General features: G+C 64.5%; 17 protein-coding genes, 1 tRNA gene and 1 pseudogene. 12 read left to right on the top strand and 7 right to left on the bottom strand.

The window, feature by feature from the left end:
- Positions 1-19: 19 nt before the first annotated feature.
- Positions 20-523, bottom strand: coding sequence for a M48 family metallopeptidase (locus AB3X94_RS01565; protein ID WP_176108139.1), 504 nt, complete (start codon positions 521-523; stop codon positions 20-22).
- Between the two features lie 288 nt (positions 524-811).
- On the opposite strand from AB3X94_RS01565, the pseudogene AB3X94_RS01560 reads away from it, so the two are divergent.
- Positions 812-1,039: pseudogene (locus AB3X94_RS01560) on the top strand (helix-turn-helix domain-containing protein); the annotation flags it as partial.
- A gap of 73 nt (positions 1,040-1,112) precedes the next feature.
- On the opposite strand, the gene AB3X94_RS01555 reads toward AB3X94_RS01560, so the two are convergent.
- Positions 1,113-1,197, bottom strand: a tRNA-Leu gene (locus AB3X94_RS01555).
- Positions 1,198-1,338: 141 nt separating this feature from the next.
- Between AB3X94_RS01555 and AB3X94_RS01550 the strand changes: the two genes are divergently transcribed.
- The 9 genes from AB3X94_RS01550 (at position 1,339) to AB3X94_RS01510 (ending at position 9,629) form a co-directional block, all read left to right on the top strand.
- The gene (locus tag AB3X94_RS01550) at positions 1,339-2,406 is read left to right on the top strand and encodes a LacI family DNA-binding transcriptional regulator (RefSeq protein ID WP_368610649.1); all 1,068 of its coding nucleotides are present in this window, start codon (positions 1,339-1,341) and stop codon (positions 2,404-2,406) included.
- Positions 2,407-2,503: 97 nt separating this feature from the next.
- Positions 2,504-3,586 carry an ABC transporter substrate-binding protein gene (locus AB3X94_RS01545; RefSeq protein WP_368610648.1) on the top strand — a complete coding sequence of 361 codons (1,083 nt, stop codon included), beginning with the start codon at positions 2,504-2,506 and terminating at the stop codon, positions 3,584-3,586.
- Positions 3,583-4,407: an ABC transporter permease gene (locus tag AB3X94_RS01540; RefSeq protein ID WP_176108135.1), complete on the top strand. Its 825-nt coding sequence runs from the start codon at positions 3,583-3,585 to the stop codon at positions 4,405-4,407. Before AB3X94_RS01545 ends, AB3X94_RS01540 begins: the two co-directional genes overlap by 4 nt.
- 14 nt (positions 4,408-4,421) lie before the next feature.
- Entirely contained in the window at positions 4,422-5,351 is a 930-nt protein-coding gene (locus tag AB3X94_RS01535; protein ID WP_368610647.1) for an ABC transporter permease, read from the top strand.
- The gene (locus AB3X94_RS01530; protein ID WP_176108133.1) at positions 5,348-6,394 is read left to right on the top strand and encodes an ABC transporter ATP-binding protein; all 1,047 of its coding nucleotides are present in this window, start codon (positions 5,348-5,350) and stop codon (positions 6,392-6,394) included. Before AB3X94_RS01535 ends, AB3X94_RS01530 begins: the two co-directional genes overlap by 4 nt.
- Before the next feature lie 55 nt (positions 6,395-6,449).
- Positions 6,450-7,274, top strand: a complete 825-nt coding sequence (locus tag AB3X94_RS01525; RefSeq protein ID WP_368610646.1) for a phosphodiesterase — start codon at positions 6,450-6,452, stop codon at positions 7,272-7,274.
- A gap of 142 nt (positions 7,275-7,416) precedes the next feature.
- Positions 7,417-8,616 (top strand): MFS transporter, encoded by a 1,200-nt coding sequence (locus AB3X94_RS01520; protein ID WP_176108131.1) that lies wholly within the window; start codon positions 7,417-7,419, stop codon positions 8,614-8,616.
- A 228-nt stretch (positions 8,617-8,844) separates the two neighbouring features.
- The gene (locus tag AB3X94_RS01515; RefSeq protein ID WP_176108130.1) at positions 8,845-9,276 is read left to right on the top strand and encodes an STM2901 family protein; all 432 of its coding nucleotides are present in this window, start codon (positions 8,845-8,847) and stop codon (positions 9,274-9,276) included.
- A complete protein-coding gene (locus AB3X94_RS01510) occupies positions 9,276-9,629 on the top strand; it encodes a DUF1493 family protein (RefSeq protein ID WP_368610645.1) in 354 nt (117 codons plus the stop codon). Before AB3X94_RS01515 ends, AB3X94_RS01510 begins: the two co-directional genes overlap by 1 nt.
- Positions 9,630-9,651: 22 nt before the next feature.
- On the opposite strand, the gene AB3X94_RS01505 is transcribed toward AB3X94_RS01510, so the two are convergent.
- From AB3X94_RS01505 to AB3X94_RS01485, 5 genes are all read right to left on the bottom strand, one after another.
- Positions 9,652-10,083, bottom strand: a complete 432-nt coding sequence (locus tag AB3X94_RS01505; protein ID WP_176108128.1) for a response regulator — start codon at positions 10,081-10,083, stop codon at positions 9,652-9,654.
- Between the two features lie 16 nt (positions 10,084-10,099).
- On the bottom strand, positions 10,100-10,732 hold the full coding sequence (locus tag AB3X94_RS01500) for a response regulator transcription factor (RefSeq protein ID WP_062129555.1): 633 nt from the start codon (positions 10,730-10,732) through the stop codon (positions 10,100-10,102).
- A gap of 181 nt (positions 10,733-10,913) precedes the next feature.
- A complete protein-coding gene (locus AB3X94_RS01495; protein WP_176108127.1) occupies positions 10,914-11,459 on the bottom strand; it encodes a bacterioferritin in 546 nt (181 codons plus the stop codon).
- A gap of 218 nt (positions 11,460-11,677) precedes the next feature.
- A complete protein-coding gene (locus AB3X94_RS01490; protein ID WP_006052455.1) occupies positions 11,678-11,839 on the bottom strand; it encodes a DUF1328 domain-containing protein in 162 nt (53 codons plus the stop codon).
- A 93-nt stretch (positions 11,840-11,932) separates the two neighbouring features.
- Complete coding sequence (locus AB3X94_RS01485) at positions 11,933-12,109, bottom strand: DUF1328 family protein (RefSeq protein ID WP_026225929.1); 177 nt, start codon at positions 12,107-12,109, stop codon at positions 11,933-11,935.
- Positions 12,110-12,149: 40 nt separating this feature from the next.
- Here AB3X94_RS01485 and AB3X94_RS01480 point away from each other — a divergent pair, with 40 nt between their 5' ends.
- Together AB3X94_RS01480 and AB3X94_RS01475 are read left to right on the top strand one after the other, a co-directional pair.
- The gene (locus tag AB3X94_RS01480; protein WP_368610644.1) at positions 12,150-13,787 is read left to right on the top strand and encodes a sensor histidine kinase; all 1,638 of its coding nucleotides are present in this window, start codon (positions 12,150-12,152) and stop codon (positions 13,785-13,787) included.
- A gap of 218 nt (positions 13,788-14,005) precedes the next feature.
- On the top strand, positions 14,006-14,143 hold the full coding sequence (locus tag AB3X94_RS01475; protein ID WP_013089876.1) for an entericidin A/B family lipoprotein: 138 nt from the start codon (positions 14,006-14,008) through the stop codon (positions 14,141-14,143).
- The last annotated feature ends 235 nt before the right edge of the window (positions 14,144-14,378 follow it).

The raw sequence follows: 14,378 nt of genomic DNA, 5'->3' as shown, positions 1-14,378 counted from the left end.
GCGTTGCGCGCGGCGTCCCTCACACGGGCTTCTTCGCCAGATCGCGATGCGTCAGATACAGACGTAGATCGAACTCGATCTGGTGGTAACCCGGCTGCATGAACTCGCACAGACGATAGAACGCCTTGTTGTGATCGCTCTCTTTCAGATGAGCGAGTTCGTGCACGACGATCATCTTCAGAAACTCCGGCGCCGCGCCCTTGAATAGCGACGCGATGCGGATTTCCTTCTTCGCTTTCAGCTTGCTGCCCTGCACGCGCGAAATGCTCGTATGCAGGCCGAGCGCGTGACGCATCACGTCGAGCTTGCTGTCGTAAGTGACCTTGTCGATCTGCTCCGCGTTGCGCAGGTACTCGCGTTTGAGCTCGCCGCAGTACTCGTACAGCGCGCGGTCGGTTTGCACCTCGTGCGTGTTCGGGTACTTCTGCGCGAGATAGGAGCCGAGCTGATCCTCGGCGATCAGCATTCTCACCTTCTCTTGCAGAGGTGCGGGGTAGCCGGTCAGGTATTTGAGCGAAGACATGAAGGTGGACCGAGGTTGGCGAGGTGATATTACGCAGGGTCGCGCCGATCGACAAGGTTGGGCGTTTGTCCGAATTTACGCCGAGTTCTGGGGGCTCATCGCGTTATGCGGCGTGACAGTTTCTCACTCAATTTTGTCCGCATAGGCCAACGAGTTTGCTCGCTTCCGTGCGATGCACCGCAGATTCGAGCAGCACGCTGCCGCCAGTGATACGTAAAAAAATATTGACCTGTACTTTCTAGCGGATGCTACGGTTTGCGATTCGTCTGTTTGACTGAGCGCAATGTGGACCGAAACCTGATTCCGAACGACGTCGTGAGCCGCACGGTTGACGGCGCTTCACCCGCACGCGCATGGCGCGAACATCTCGGTTTCACTCAGGCGGACCTTGCGGCGCGTCTTGGCATCAGCCAGTCTGCTTATGCACAACAGGAAAACAGCGATCGCGTGCGCAAATCATCGCGCGAAAAGATCGCGGCTGCGCTCGCTATCAGCGCGAAGCAACTGGATTTCTGATCGGGAAAACTGGAGAGCGAGCTCGGCACGGCGATGATCGGCGTGCGCGCATCGCGCCTGTGATTTGCAACACTGGTGCCGGGGACCGGACTTGAACCGGCAAGCCCGAAGGCGGCGGATTTTAAGTCCGCTATGTTTACCAATTTCATCACCCCGGCAAGGGTCGCAATCGCGCGTGGTCGCGAATTCTACCATCGCCTCGCCGGAGCCCCAAGAACGCCCGACACCACGTTCATCCCCAAGTCACAAACCTTGCCGATAATCCGCTCACGAAAACGATTACAGCGGGCCGCAAACCGATGACGCCGACGATCAAGGATGTCGCCGCCCACGCGGGCTTTTCCATCGCCACGGTATCGCGCGCGATCAACGCGCCGCATACCGTGAACCCCATCACGCTCGACAAGGTGCGTCAGTCGATCGACGCGCTGAACTTCCGCCCGAGCCCGCTAGGCCGGCAATTGCGCGGCGAGCGCACGCGCCTGATCGGCGTCGTTCTGCCGACGCTCGCGAACCCGGTGTTCGCCGAATGCCTGCAAGGCATCGACGATCTCGCGTCGGCGCAAGGCTACCGGCTGATGCTGATGACCACGCAGTACGACGTGGATCGCGAACGCCACGCCATCGAAACGCTGCGCGAGCATCGCGTCGAAGGCCTGATCCTGACCGTCGCCGATGCCGACACCCATCCGCTGCTCGACGAACTCGACCGCGACGGCCTGCTGTACGTGCTGATGCACAACGACACGGTGCGCCGCCCGTCGGTGTCGGTCGACAATCGCCTCGCCGCCTACGACGGCGTACGCCGGCTCATCGCCAACGGCCATCGCCGCATCCTGATGTTGGCCGGCTCGTTCGCCGCGTCGGATCGCGCGCGTCAGCGGCATCTCGGCTACACGCAGGCGATGCAGCAAGCCAGCCTCACGGCCGCGCCCGCGCTCGAAGTCGATTTCAACGCCGACGAACTCGCGCCGTCCGTGCTCGCGCACCTGACGCACGGCGCAAACCGTCCGACCGCCCTCTTCTGCAGCAACGATCTGCTCGCGATGGTCGTGATGCGCGGCCTGCGTCGCGCGCGTCTGAAGATTCCGCAGGACATGTCGATTCTCGGCTTCGACGGCCTCGCGATGGGCGAACTGCTGTCGCCAGCGCTCGCCAGCATCTGCGCGCCGAATCGCGAGATCGGCTGCGCGGCGTGGCAGCGCTTGCTCGCACGCATCGGCGGCGCGCGCGACGATCGCGCATTCCCCGCCACCTCACTCGCGTTGACCCTTCCGCACAGCGTGCGCGAAGGCGCGACGATCGCGGCGCTCGGGTCCCACGCAGATTTCGACAGCGCATCACCAACGCAAGGGCTGACCGCCTAGGCAGCCCTCGCGCACTACAACCGCTTGCAACCACCACCTTTTACGGGCCCGGCGTGAGTGCGCAAGCACTTGCACCGATCGACACAGGAGACCTGCAGTGACCCGCTTGACCTCACGCTTCGCATCCTCGCTCAAACCGCTCCGGCAGAAACTGTCGCTCGTCGCCGCGACCGCGCTGCCGGCGAGCCTGCTCGTCGCCGGCGCGGCGTTCGTCACGCTCGCGCCGCAAACCGCGCGCGCCGATGAAACCGCGATCTGCTACAACTGCCCGCCCGAATGGGCCGACTGGGCGAGCCAGATCAAGGCGATCCAGCAAAAGACCGGCATTCGCGTGCCGTTCGACAACAAGAACTCGGGCCAATCGATCGCACAGCTGATGGCCGAGCAGAAAAGCCCGGTTGCCGACGTCGTGTATCTCGGCGTGTCGTCGGCGTTCCAGGCCAAGGACAAGGGCGTGATCCAGGCGTACAAGCCCGCGCACTGGGACGACATTCCCGCCAGCCTGAAAGACCCGCAAGGCTACTGGTTCACGATCCACTCGGGCACGCTCGGCTTCTTCGTCAACAAGGACGCGCTCGAAGGCAAGCCGGTGCCGCGCTCGTGGGCCGATCTGCTGAAGCCCGAATACAAAGGGATGATCGGCTACCTCGATCCGTCGAGCGCCTTCGTCGGCTATGCGGGCGCGGTCGCGGTGAACCAGGCGCTCGGCGGCACGCTCGATAACTTCGCGCCGGGCCTCGACTGGTTCAGGAAGCTCAAGGCGAACGCGCCGATCGTGCCGAAACAAACCGCGTACGCGCGCGTGCTGTCCGGCGAAATCCCCATCCTGCTCGACTATGACTTCGACGCGTATCGCGCGAAGTACAAGGATCATGCGAACGTCGAATTCGTGATTCCGCAGGAAGGCACGATCTCGGTGCCGTACGTGATGAGCCTCGTGAAGGGCGCGCCGCATGAAACGAACGGCAAGAAGGTGCTCGATTTCGTGCTGTCCGACGAAGGCCAGAAGCTGTGGGCGCAGGCGTATCTGCGGCCGGTGCGCGCGAGCGCGATGAATGCCGAGACCGCCGCGCAGTTCCTGCCCGCGAGCGAATACGCGCGCGCGAAGCCGGTCGACTTCGCGAAGATGGCCGAGAAACAGTCGGGCTTCGGCGAGCGCTATCTGCAGGTGATGCATTGAACGACGTCACGTTCCCGTTGCGCTGGCGCATCGCGTTGCTCGCGCCGGCGCTCGCGGTGTTCATCGCGTTCTGGCTGCTGCCGATGGGCGCGCTCGCGCAGCTCTCCGGCGGCGGCCACGCGTTCGCGACCTATCGCGCGATGCTGACCAATCCGCGTTATATGTCGAGCCTCGGCGCGACCGTCGTGCTGTCGGCGGCGGTCACGGCGGCCACCCTGGTGCTGTCGGTGATCGCGGGGCTGCTGCTCGCGCGCCGCGAGTTCGCCGGCAAGCGCACGCTGCTCGCGCTGCTGACGTTTCCGCTCGCATTTCCCGGTGTCGTCGTGGGCTTCATGGTCATCATGCTGGCCGGGCGTCAGGGGCTGATCGGCGCGCTCTCGCTGAAACTCGCGGGCGATCGCTGGGTATTCGCGTATTCGATGAGCGGCCTGTTTCTCGGCTATCTGTACTTCTCGATTCCGCGTGTGATCGTCACCGTGATGGCCTCCGCGACCAAGCTCGATCAATCGCTCGAAGAGGCCGCGCGCTCGCTCGGCGCATCGCCGTGGCGCATCATACGCGACATCGTGTTGCCGGCGCTGTCGCCCGGTCTGATCGCGGCAGGCGCCGTGTGCTTCGCGACCGCGATGGGCGCGTTCGGCACAGCGTTCACGCTCGCCACCGACATCGACGTGCTGCCGATGACCATCTATACCGAGTTCACGCTGAACGCGAACATGGTGACCGCCGCGGGGCTGTCGATCGTGCTGGGCATCGTCACGTGGGCGGTGCTGGCGATCGCGCGCAGCGCGAGCGGTTCGGGCGTGGCGGCGAGCGCATGAACGACAACCCATCCATGAACTCAGTCACGGCCTCCTCGGCCTCATCGTCCTCCTCGCCGTCGCAACCGGCAGCGGGACCGCGCGCGCGACGCGCGTGGCCTTCCTCGCGAACCTGGCTCGCCGCGGGTCAATGGTTCGTCACGCTGCTGCTGTGCGCGTTCCTGATCGTGCCGGTCATCATGTCGATCGTCGCGGGGCTGACGGTCAACTACTTCAAGGGCGTGTCGAGCGGATTCACGCTGCGCTGGCTCGTCGAAGTGTGGGGCCAGTATCACGGCTCGGTGTGGCTGTCGCTCGAAGTGGCCGCCGCGACGCTCGTCGTCACGCTGTTGACCGGCGTACCCGCGGGCTACGTGCTCGCGCGCAGCAAGACAAGCTTCGCACGCATCGTCGAGGAGTTTCTGGTGCTGCCGATCGCGCTGCCCGGCCTCGCATCGGCGCTCGCGCTGCTGGTGATCTACGGCGGCTTCACGGCGTTCCGGATGAGCGCGGCGTTCATCGTGGTCGGGCATGTGGTATTCACGCTCCCGTTCATGGTGCGCGCGGTCGCGGCGGTCTGCGCGAGCAGCGATCTGCGCACGCTAGAAGAAGGCGCGGCAAGCCTCGGCGCGGGCTTCTTCACGCGCTTCGTGACGATCGTGCTGCCGAACGCGCGGCCCGGCATCGTCGCGGGCGCGCTCGCGGTGCTGACGCTGTCGATCGGCGAATTCAACCTCACATGGATGCTGCACACGCCCGATACGAAGACGCTGCCGGTCGGCCTCGCCGATACCTACGCGTCGATGCGCATCGAGATCGGCAGCGCGTACACGATCGTGTTCTTCATCATGACGATGCCGCTGCTCGTCGCGATGCAATGGCTCGGCGTCGATGCGACCGGCCAGCGCAGCGCGTCGAACAGGCACGGCGCCGCCTCTTTCGCGAAACCCATCGACACGCCATGAAACTCACCTCGGTTCCCATCACGCTCACGCAATGCGCCAAGACGTTTCGCGGCACGCGCGTGCTCGAACCGCTCGACCTGTCGATCGGCGCGGGCGAAACCCTCGTGCTGCTCGGACCGTCGGGCTGCGGCAAGACGACGACGCTGCGCCTGATCGCGGGCCTCGAAACCCCGGACGCGGGCGGCCGCATCGCATTCGGCGACGACGACGTGACCACGCTGCCGATCGAAAAACGCGCGGTCGGCATGGTGTTCCAGAGCTACGCGCTGTTTCCGAACCTGACCGTGCGCGGCAACATCGGCTACGGTCTGAAGATCAGGCGCGTGCCGGCGGCAACTGCCCGCCAACGCGTCGACGAACTGCTCGGCATGATGCGGCTTGCCGCGCACGCGGACAAACCGATCGATCAACTGTCGGGCGGCCAGCGTCAACGTGTGGCGCTCGCTCGCGCGCTCGCGGTGCAGCCGCGCGTGCTGCTGCTCGACGAACCGCTGACCGCGCTCGACGCGCGTCTGCGCGACGCATTGCGCACGGAAATGAACGCGCTGTTGCGCGAGCTCGGCATCACCACCGTCTACGTGACGCACGATCAGGCCGAGGCGATGGAGCTCGGCGATCGGATCGTCGTGATGAGCGCGGGACGCATCGAGCAGATCGGTTCGCCGCGTGACATCTACTATCGTCCGGCCAATCGCACGGTCGCGCAGTTCGTCGGCACGATCAACCGTATCGCGGGCGAGCCGCGCGACGGCATGCTGACGACGAGCGGCGGCGCCGTGCCGGTGCCCGCGCATGCATCGAATGCGACCGGCCCGCACGAAATCTTCTTTCGCCCCGAGGACGCGCGGCTCACCGACCCCGCGCTCGCGCAGCTGCGCGGCCTGATCGAAAGCACCGCGTTCCTCGGCGAACGCACGCGTCTGACGATTGGCGGCGCCGCGCCCGAGCCGCTCTTCGTCGACGTCGCGGGCCGTATCGAGCTTGCGCGTGGCACGCCGGTCGGCATTTCGATCGAGCGGGACGCACTGATTGCGCTATCGTAGGTACAAACAGCGCCGCAGCCTGGCGCTCAACACGAAGCAACCCGAAGGACCTCTCATGCTGCTGGCTCAAATTAGCGACCTGCATATCAAGCAACCCGGCGCACTCGCGTATCGCCGCGTCGATACCGCTCCCTACCTCGCGCGCTGCATCGACGCGCTGAACGCGCTCACACCGCGCCCCGACGCGGTGCTGATGACCGGCGACCTCGTCGATCAGGGCGACCCAGAGCAGTACGCGCACCTGAAGGCACTGCTCGCACCGCTCGAGATCCCCTACTTCCTGATGGTCGGCAATCACGACGAACGCAACGCGCTGCGCGCGGCGTTTCCCGAGCGCGAGGAATTGCAAAGCGGCGGCGAGTTCGTTCAGTACGCGGGCGACGTCGGCCCGCTGCGCGTGATCGCGCTCGATTCGCTGGTGCCCGGTTCGAGCGCCGGCATGCTGTGTGACACGCGGCTCGCGTGGCTCGCGCAGCAGCTCGATGCGGCGCGCGGCACGCCGGTCGTGGTCGCGCTGCATCATCCGCCGTTCGCGTGCGGCATCGGACATATGGACGAGATCCGGCTCGACCCAGCGGCATCGGACAAGCTCGCCGCATTGATCGCCCGCTATCCCAACGTCGAGCGCGTGCTCTGCGGGCACGTGCATCGCTCGATGTTCGTGCGCTTCGGCGGCACGATCGCGAGCGCGATTCCCGCGCCCGCGCACCAGGTGGCGCTCGATTTTCGCGAGGAAGGACCGTCGGCGTTCGTGATGGAGCCCCCCGCTTACGCGCTGCATTACTACGCGCCGGCGACGGGCATCGTCACGCATCACGCGTATGTGGATCCGGCCGACGGCCCGTATCCGTTCTACGATGCTGGCGCGTTGATCGACTGACAGGAGCGGCAGATCTATCTGCAACCGGATGGCGGCCGCGCGGGCGAGCGCTCGCGCGACCGTCAGCAGGAACCCCGCCGCTCCGGTATGATCGGCACGCTTGAGGACCGCGCATGGGCCGGTCCGTCGATCCGCCTCTGTCATGTCCACTTCCGACGCTTCCACTTCCGCTTCCTCCGCCCGGTCGTTGCGCGGCGTGTTGCTGCTGCTCGCGACGATCGCCGGTGTCTCTGTGGCGAACATCTACTTCAATCAGCCACTCCTCGACAATTTGCGCCAGTCGTTTCCGGACAGCGCGTCCTGGGTCGGCGCGGTGCCTGCCGTCACACAGCTCGGCTACGCCGCCGGCATGCTGCTGCTCGCGCCGCTCGGCGACCGCTTCGACCGGCGTTTGCTGATCCTGCTGCAGATCGCCGGCATGTGCGTCGCGCTCATCGTCGCGGCGTCGGCGCCGACGCTCGCGGTGCTGATCGTCGCGAGTCTGGCGATCGGCGTGCTCGCGACGATCGCGCAACAGGCGGTGCCGTTCGCGGCCGAACTCGCGTTGCCGTCCGAGCGCGGCCACGCGGTCGGCACCGTGATGAGCGGCCTGTTGCTCGGCATCCTGCTCGCGCGGACCGCGGCGGGCATCGTCGGTGAATACTTCGGCTGGCGCGCGGTGTTTGGCGCATCGGTCGTCGCGCTGCTCGCGCTCGCGGTCGTCATCATTTTGCGTCTGCCGAAGAGCCAGCCGACCTCGACGCTGCCGTACGGCAAGCTGCTCGTGTCGATGTGGCATCTGGTGACCGAGCATCGCGCGCTGCGCGAGGCGTCGCTGACCGGTGCGGCGTTGTTCGGCGCGTTCAGCCTTTTCTGGTCGGTGCTCGCGCTGTTGCTCGCGGGTGCGCCGTTTCATCTTGGGCCGCAGGCGGCGGGGCTGTTCGGTATCGTCGGCGCGGCTGGCGCGCTGGCCGCGCCGCTGGCCGGCAAGTTCGCCGACCGGCGTGGCCCGCGCGCGATCATCACCGTGTCGCTCGTGCTGGTCGTGATCGCGTTCGTGATCTTCGGCGCATCGGCGAAGAGCATCGCGGGACTCGTGGTCGGCGTGATCATTCTCGACATCGGCGTGCAGGCCGCGCAGATTTCCAATCAGTCGCGCATCTACGCGTTGAAGCCCGACGCGCGCAGCCGCGTGAATACCGTGTACATGGTCGCGTATTTCATCGGCGGTGCGCTGGGCTCGGGTGTCGGCGCGATCGTGTGGCCGGCGTTCGGGTGGATCGGCGTCACTATCGCGGGGATCGGGTTTGCCGGGCTCGGCGCGTGGAATCATTTGCGCTTGCCGGCGCGGACGGGGCATTGATATCAATGCTGACCAGGGCCGGATAAGAATCGTCTTGTCGATTTGCCACCGCTGGCGGAGCCTGGTAACGCCTGTCGCATTCCGTCGCGCGGAATCATCCTTCGCCCATTTCATTACCGTCGTTACTTGATAGCTTAACGGACTGATGTGGCACGAGTCGAAGACTCGCGCCATTGTTCATCGACGCGTTATGCGTTGTCCCCTGCCCGATCAAGTCCACACGCCGGTATGTCGAATAAATATAACTATGGAATACACAGCAATCTAACCGCGACGCAACTGTTCCTTCTAATCTCCGTGGATGAAACCATGGCCCAAATCGGTATCAGCGATGCCGTGGGCGCCTCCATGATCGTCGCAGGCTCGCGCTTCATTCCGACGCGAGGCAAATTTGGCGGCGCGGTAAAAGGCACGTCAGTGGCGTCGAAGCTGTCCCGCTCGCTATTGCCCTTCGAGTTAAAGCATCGAATTCTGCCTACATTCACGTCATGGACGAGCGTCGTGCTACTGCGCGTGAAGTTGACGAGCCATCTGGGCGTATTCGTCGGTCGAGCAATTCCCGGAGTCGGGTGGATAATCACCGCATCTGACGTGGCAATAATCGGCTACAAAACGGTCAATGCCTATAACCGCCTGGTCAAACCGGAGGATCGCCTGTAATGAACGACACTTGGCTCGATCTCACTCGGTTCATCCGCGAAATGCGCACGCCCGCCGGGCTGCCCCTCGACGACGAGCTGACCCGCGACATGGATCTGTATCACGATCTGGAGTGGGAGACGGCGAGAATCCTCGACGTGATGCAGGCATGGGCTCAACGCTTCCAGGTGGACCTGCGCGATTTCGACGTCGCCTATTACGTTCCGTCCGCCAATATGCGAAAACTCGACATCGTCGCGGCCGCGTTGAAGTCCCCGTTCAGTGCCAGCGCGCGAGAATTACTCGGTGGACGTTCGCTTACCCTTGGGATGCTCGAAGAAGCCATGAAATGCGGATCATGGAAAACTGACTAGAAACGTCCTCCCGCGCAGGCTCTTACTCGCCGCCCCCCCGCCCCAACGCATACTCATGCAGCGCGTCGAGCACACGATCGAACTCGAACGATTTGTCGTAAAAGTGCCGCACGCCGTACTGCTCGCAGCGCGCTCGATACGCGGGCAACGCATGATTGGTCAGCACCGCCGCGAACATCGAATCGATCAGCCCCTCGCGCTGCAGATACGCGAGCACCGGCACACCCGAGCCCCGCTTCAGCTGCAAATCGACGATTACCGCGTCGAACGCTTCGTCGCCGAGCAACGCGATCGCCTGATCGGCGGAATCGGCATAAGCGGCCACGCGCAGCAAGCCCGAAGCATCGATCGCCTCGACGAGGCTGCGGCGGATCAGCGGCGAATCCTCGATCAGCAGCACGCGCAACGGCGCGCGGCTGGCTGGATCGGTAGCAGGGTTCGATTCGCTGTTCATCAGGATGTCTCGATCGTCATTCGATCAGACCATTCTTGATCGCGTAGTACGTGAGGTCCGCGTTGTTCGCGAGTCGCATCTTCTCGAGCACCCGCGCGCGATACGTGCTCACCGTTTTGACCGACAGATGCAGCTCTTCCGCGATCTCGGTCGGCAACTGCCCTGCCGCGAGCTTGCAGAAGATCTGGAATTCGCGCTCCGATAGCGCTTCATGGGGACGCCCGGCGGCGGGCTTGTCGAGATTGTCGGCAAGCGTATCGGCGACCGCCTCCGACAGATAGCGGTGACCGCGCGCAACCGAGCGGATCGCGCGGACGATTTCCTCCGGCTCGCAGTCTTTGTTCAGATAGCCGTTCGCGCCCGCGCGCAGCAGATTGATCGCGTACTGGCTCTCGGGGTAGCCCGACAGGATCAGCACGCCCTGCTCCGGACGCACCTGCTTGATCACCCGCAACGTATCGATGCCGTTCTTGTCCGGCATCGCGATGTCGAGCAGCACCACGTCGAATGCCTGCTCGCGCACGAGGACGATCGCTTCCTCGCCGGTCGCGGCCTCGGCGGCGACGCACATATCCGGCTCGTCGGCGACGAACTGTCTGAAACCACCTCGAACGATCGCATGATCGTCAGCTATCAGCACTCGAATCATCGGTTGGGTGTCCGTGCAAAGGGAGTCGCTCCTAAGCCGACATTGTAATGATCCGCGGCCACGGCAGAACGTGGACTGCGAGGGCGGCTTCGTACCGCAGCCGCCGGCATTCCCGAGTTCGCTGGCGCCCGGTCAACACTATTGCGCCGCGTCTTCGTCGCTTCCCTGTCACTTTGGCGCGCTACTCACGCCCCGCGAGCAGATCCGCCATATCGTCGGCGTGCTCTTCCTCGACCGCGAGAATCTCCTCGAACAGCCGGCGCGTGGTCACGTCCTTTTCGCCGAGATAGCGGACGATCTCGCGGTACGTGTCGATCGCGATACGCTCCGCGACCAGGTTCTCACGAATCATGTCGGTCAGATCGGTGCCTTCCTTGTATTCCGAATGCGCGCGTGCCTTGATGCCGTCCGGCGCGAAATCGGGTTCGCCGCCAAGCTGCACGATGCGCTCGGCGATGCGATCGGCGTGTTCCTGCTCCTCGCTCGCGTGCTGGGCGAATTCCGTCGCGACCGCTTCGGAGTTGATGCCCTTCGCCATGAAGTAGTGACGCTTGTAACGCAGCGTGCAGACGAGCTCGGTGGCGAGCGCGTCGTTGAGCAGCTTGAGCACCGTGTCGCGATTCGCGCCGTAGCTCGGCGTGACCGGACCATCCGACATATGCTTGCGCGCGTCCTCGCGGATCTTTTTGATGTCCATCACGAACGTGTCGCCAGATTGCTTCGTCATCGAACTTCTCCTTTATCCGGTATTGGGGGAATCGCGCATCAGCACGAATCGCGCCTGATGCGCCGACGGTGGAATGACGGCGCGCTTCGAACGCGGGCGCCTCGATCGAGGATTCAAACGCCGCGCGTTCCCGCGCCTTGTTGACTACCTGTACCTACCTATACGTATTGCGTACTTCGCTGCCGATCTCGTGTTACGTTCATCCAGGGCTCGCGTGGCTAGGTTCGAAACACGCCGAGCAGCAACGTGACCACGAACACGACGAGGAAGATGTAGAACAGGATCTTCGCGATTTCGGCCGCGCCGGCCGCGATGCCGGTAAAGCCGAACACCGCCGCGATGATCGCGATCACGAAGAAGACGATGGCATAGTGAAGCATGGCATTTCTCCCTTTTGTTGGCCCTGCAATCGACTACCAGCAAACCCCTCGCCTGCTATGAAGGCGCGGCTTGCCGCCACTGCGATGGCCGCGCTAATCGATCGTTTTCTTCGTCACGACGAAGCCGAGCACGAGGAACACCACGCACAGCACGACAAACACGAAGAACAGGAACTTCGCGATCGCCGCCGCGCCGGCCGCAATGCCGGTGAAGCCGAGAAGACCCGCGATCACCGCGACGATCGCGAAGAACAGCGCCCACTTCAGCATGATGGTTTTCTCCCGAAACATTGAATGAACGATCGGGTCCATGCTATCGATGCGCGGCGCCGCGCGCATTCCGACGCTCGCCGTTTTTCGTGTGAGAATCCGCTTACATTGGATTACGACGACGTTACGCGCGGCTTCGCTCGATGCCGAAGTCGACGCCCGAGTCGATGCCCTCTTTCCGGAGCAGCAAGTGTCGAATCTGCAGAACCCGCCGAAACAGCCTGGCGCGCGCGCCACGGCGCGGCTCGCCGACTGGATGCGCAGGCGCAGTTGGGCGATCGCGATGACGGTCGCGATCGTGATCACGGTGGGCGGCCTCGTGATTCTGGAGAGCGCGCGTGAGCGCATCGCCGCCGAGTACGAGACCGCGCTCGAAGCGCGCGACGTCACCGTGCAACTGAGCACGCTCGCGAGCGACCTGTCGCGCCTGAGCGCACAACAAAACCAGTTTCTTCTGACGAAGGACGACGCATCCGCCCAAGCGTTCTGCGCGAGCGCCGCGCGCATTCGCGAGACCACCCGGCAGTTGGACCACTTCTATCGCGGCGGCCGCGCGGACAGCGCGGAGCTCGCGAGCTTTACGCAGATTCTCGCGCTGATCGACGCGCGCATCGGCGCGGGCGCCGCCGCGATGCAGCACGCGGCGCCGCATCCGCTCGAACTCGGCGGATGCGGGCCCGCGAGCGACGTCAATCCGGCGGACGCGTCGTTGATCGACAGCACGCTCACGCTGCTGCGCGACAACGAGGAGCGCCGCGCGCAGCACGCGCTGGCCGCGAGCCGCGCCGATCAGCGGCTGTCGACGCTGTGCGCGGCGGGGCTGTCGGCGCTGAACATCGTGCTGTTCATTCTGCTGTTTCGCAATCTCGGCATCCAGATCGACCGGCAGGCGCGCGCGCAGCGTCAGCTGATTACGCAGCAGGAGGAACTTGACCAGCTGGTGGGCGAGCGCACGCGCCAGCTCGAAGCGCTCGGCTGGCATCTGCAGGCGGTCAGCGAAAACGAAAAGACCCAGCTCGCGCGTGAGCTGCACGACGAGCTCGGCGCGATTCTGACCGCATGCCGGATGGACGTCGCGTGGGCGCGCCGCAAGCTGAAGGACAGCGAGCCAGACATCGCCGACAAGCTGCAGCGCGCGCTCGCCAATCTCGACCAGGGTATCGCGTTGAAGCGGCGCATCATCGAGGACATGCGGCCGACCGTACTCGCCAATTTCGGGCTCGTCACCGCGCTGCGCACGCTCGCCGACGAAGCCGCGCAGCGCAACAACTGGACGCTCGAACTGCACCTGCCCGCCGACGATGTCCAGCTCGATGAGCAGACCGAGATCGCGCTCTTTCGGGTCGCGCAGGAGTCGCTGACGAACGCCGCCAAGTACGCGCGGGCCTCGAAGGTCGGCATCGCGCTGCGGGTCGGCGATGGCGAGGTCGCGCTGCATATCGCGGACAACGGCGTCGGCATCATGCCGGCCGATCTGAAACGCACGCATACGCATGGCCTGCTCGGCATGCGCCAGCGCGTGGCCGCGCATGGCGGACGCTTCGACATCCGCCGTGGCGCGCAAAGCGGCACCGAAATCGACGTCGTGATGCCGAGCGCAAGCACGGCGACGCCTTCGATCGATCAGCCGCCGGCGTCGCCGGCCACACCGACCACTTCGTCGCAAAGCCCCGTCTGACGCGTGCTGGCCGTGGCACCGCAAAGCCGTTGTAGGAGTGCGCCGACGCAAACACCGGAGCACGCCTACAACAAAATCGCGGCACGGCCGACAGCGCCGCCCCCACCCTTTTTTTACCATGCAATCAGGCCGGTTCGAAACCGGATCGAAACCTGATCGACTGGCATGGCCCCGGTCGGACGACATCAACCGATGCATTCTCGACAAGGAGAAGTTTCATGACTCGACTGATCGCTTTGCTTGTGCTCGCAGGAACCGCCATGCTCGTCACGGGTTGCAACACGATGGCGGGCGCCGGCCAGGACATTTCGAAGGGCGGCCACGCCATCACGAACGAGGCGGAAAAGGCAAAATAAGCCGGCACATGGCAGCAGGTTTTGCAGAGCCCGTCGCGGGATGCCGCGGCGGGCTTTTTTTTCGTGCATGCTGGCTTGCTGGCTAGCGATGCGACGCGTTTTCGGAGCGCCATCAAAGAGAACGGCGACCCACTGTCGTGGATCGCCGTGTCGTCCTCCCCACTTTCCGACCATCGGAGTCCTTGATTGTCCGGCTGGCGCGAGCGGCTCATCGATGCTCGCGCCGCGCGAGGCT

The sequence above is a fragment of the Paraburkholderia sp. BR10923 genome (assembly GCF_040948765.1).
Taxonomy (GTDB): domain Bacteria; phylum Pseudomonadota; class Gammaproteobacteria; order Burkholderiales; family Burkholderiaceae; genus Paraburkholderia; species Paraburkholderia youngii.
The sequence above is the reverse complement of the archived record's forward strand: the minus strand, read 5'-3'. Positions and strand labels throughout refer to the sequence as shown.

Coding starts and splice junctions, on each gene's coding strand:
- AB3X94_RS01480 (WP_368610644.1), top strand. CDS start 12,150: ATGCTATCGATGCGCGGCGCCGCGCGCATTCCGACGCTCGCCGTTTTT.
- AB3X94_RS01530 (WP_176108133.1), top strand. CDS start 5,348: ATGAAACTCACCTCGGTTCCCATCACGCTCACGCAATGCGCCAAGACG.
- AB3X94_RS01520 (WP_176108131.1), top strand. CDS start 7,417: ATGTCCACTTCCGACGCTTCCACTTCCGCTTCCTCCGCCCGGTCGTTG.
- AB3X94_RS01550 (WP_368610649.1), top strand. CDS start 1,339: ATGACGCCGACGATCAAGGATGTCGCCGCCCACGCGGGCTTTTCCATC.
- AB3X94_RS01485 (WP_026225929.1), bottom strand. CDS start 12,109: ATGCTGAAGTGGGCGCTGTTCTTCGCGATCGTCGCGGTGATCGCGGGT.
- AB3X94_RS01495 (WP_176108127.1), bottom strand. CDS start 11,459: ATGACGAAGCAATCTGGCGACACGTTCGTGATGGACATCAAAAAGATC.
- AB3X94_RS01505 (WP_176108128.1), bottom strand. CDS start 10,083: ATGAACAGCGAATCGAACCCTGCTACCGATCCAGCCAGCCGCGCGCCG.
- AB3X94_RS01565 (WP_176108139.1), bottom strand. CDS start 523: ATGTCTTCGCTCAAATACCTGACCGGCTACCCCGCACCTCTGCAAGAG.
- AB3X94_RS01535 (WP_368610647.1), top strand. CDS start 4,422: ATGAACTCAGTCACGGCCTCCTCGGCCTCATCGTCCTCCTCGCCGTCG.
- AB3X94_RS01525 (WP_368610646.1), top strand. CDS start 6,450: ATGCTGCTGGCTCAAATTAGCGACCTGCATATCAAGCAACCCGGCGCA.
- AB3X94_RS01515 (WP_176108130.1), top strand. CDS start 8,845: ATGTCGAATAAATATAACTATGGAATACACAGCAATCTAACCGCGACG.
- AB3X94_RS01510 (WP_368610645.1), top strand. CDS start 9,276: ATGAACGACACTTGGCTCGATCTCACTCGGTTCATCCGCGAAATGCGC.
- AB3X94_RS01490 (WP_006052455.1), bottom strand. CDS start 11,839: ATGCTTCACTATGCCATCGTCTTCTTCGTGATCGCGATCATCGCGGCG.
- AB3X94_RS01500 (WP_062129555.1), bottom strand. CDS start 10,732: ATGATTCGAGTGCTGATAGCTGACGATCATGCGATCGTTCGAGGTGGT.
- AB3X94_RS01475 (WP_013089876.1), top strand. CDS start 14,006: ATGACTCGACTGATCGCTTTGCTTGTGCTCGCAGGAACCGCCATGCTC.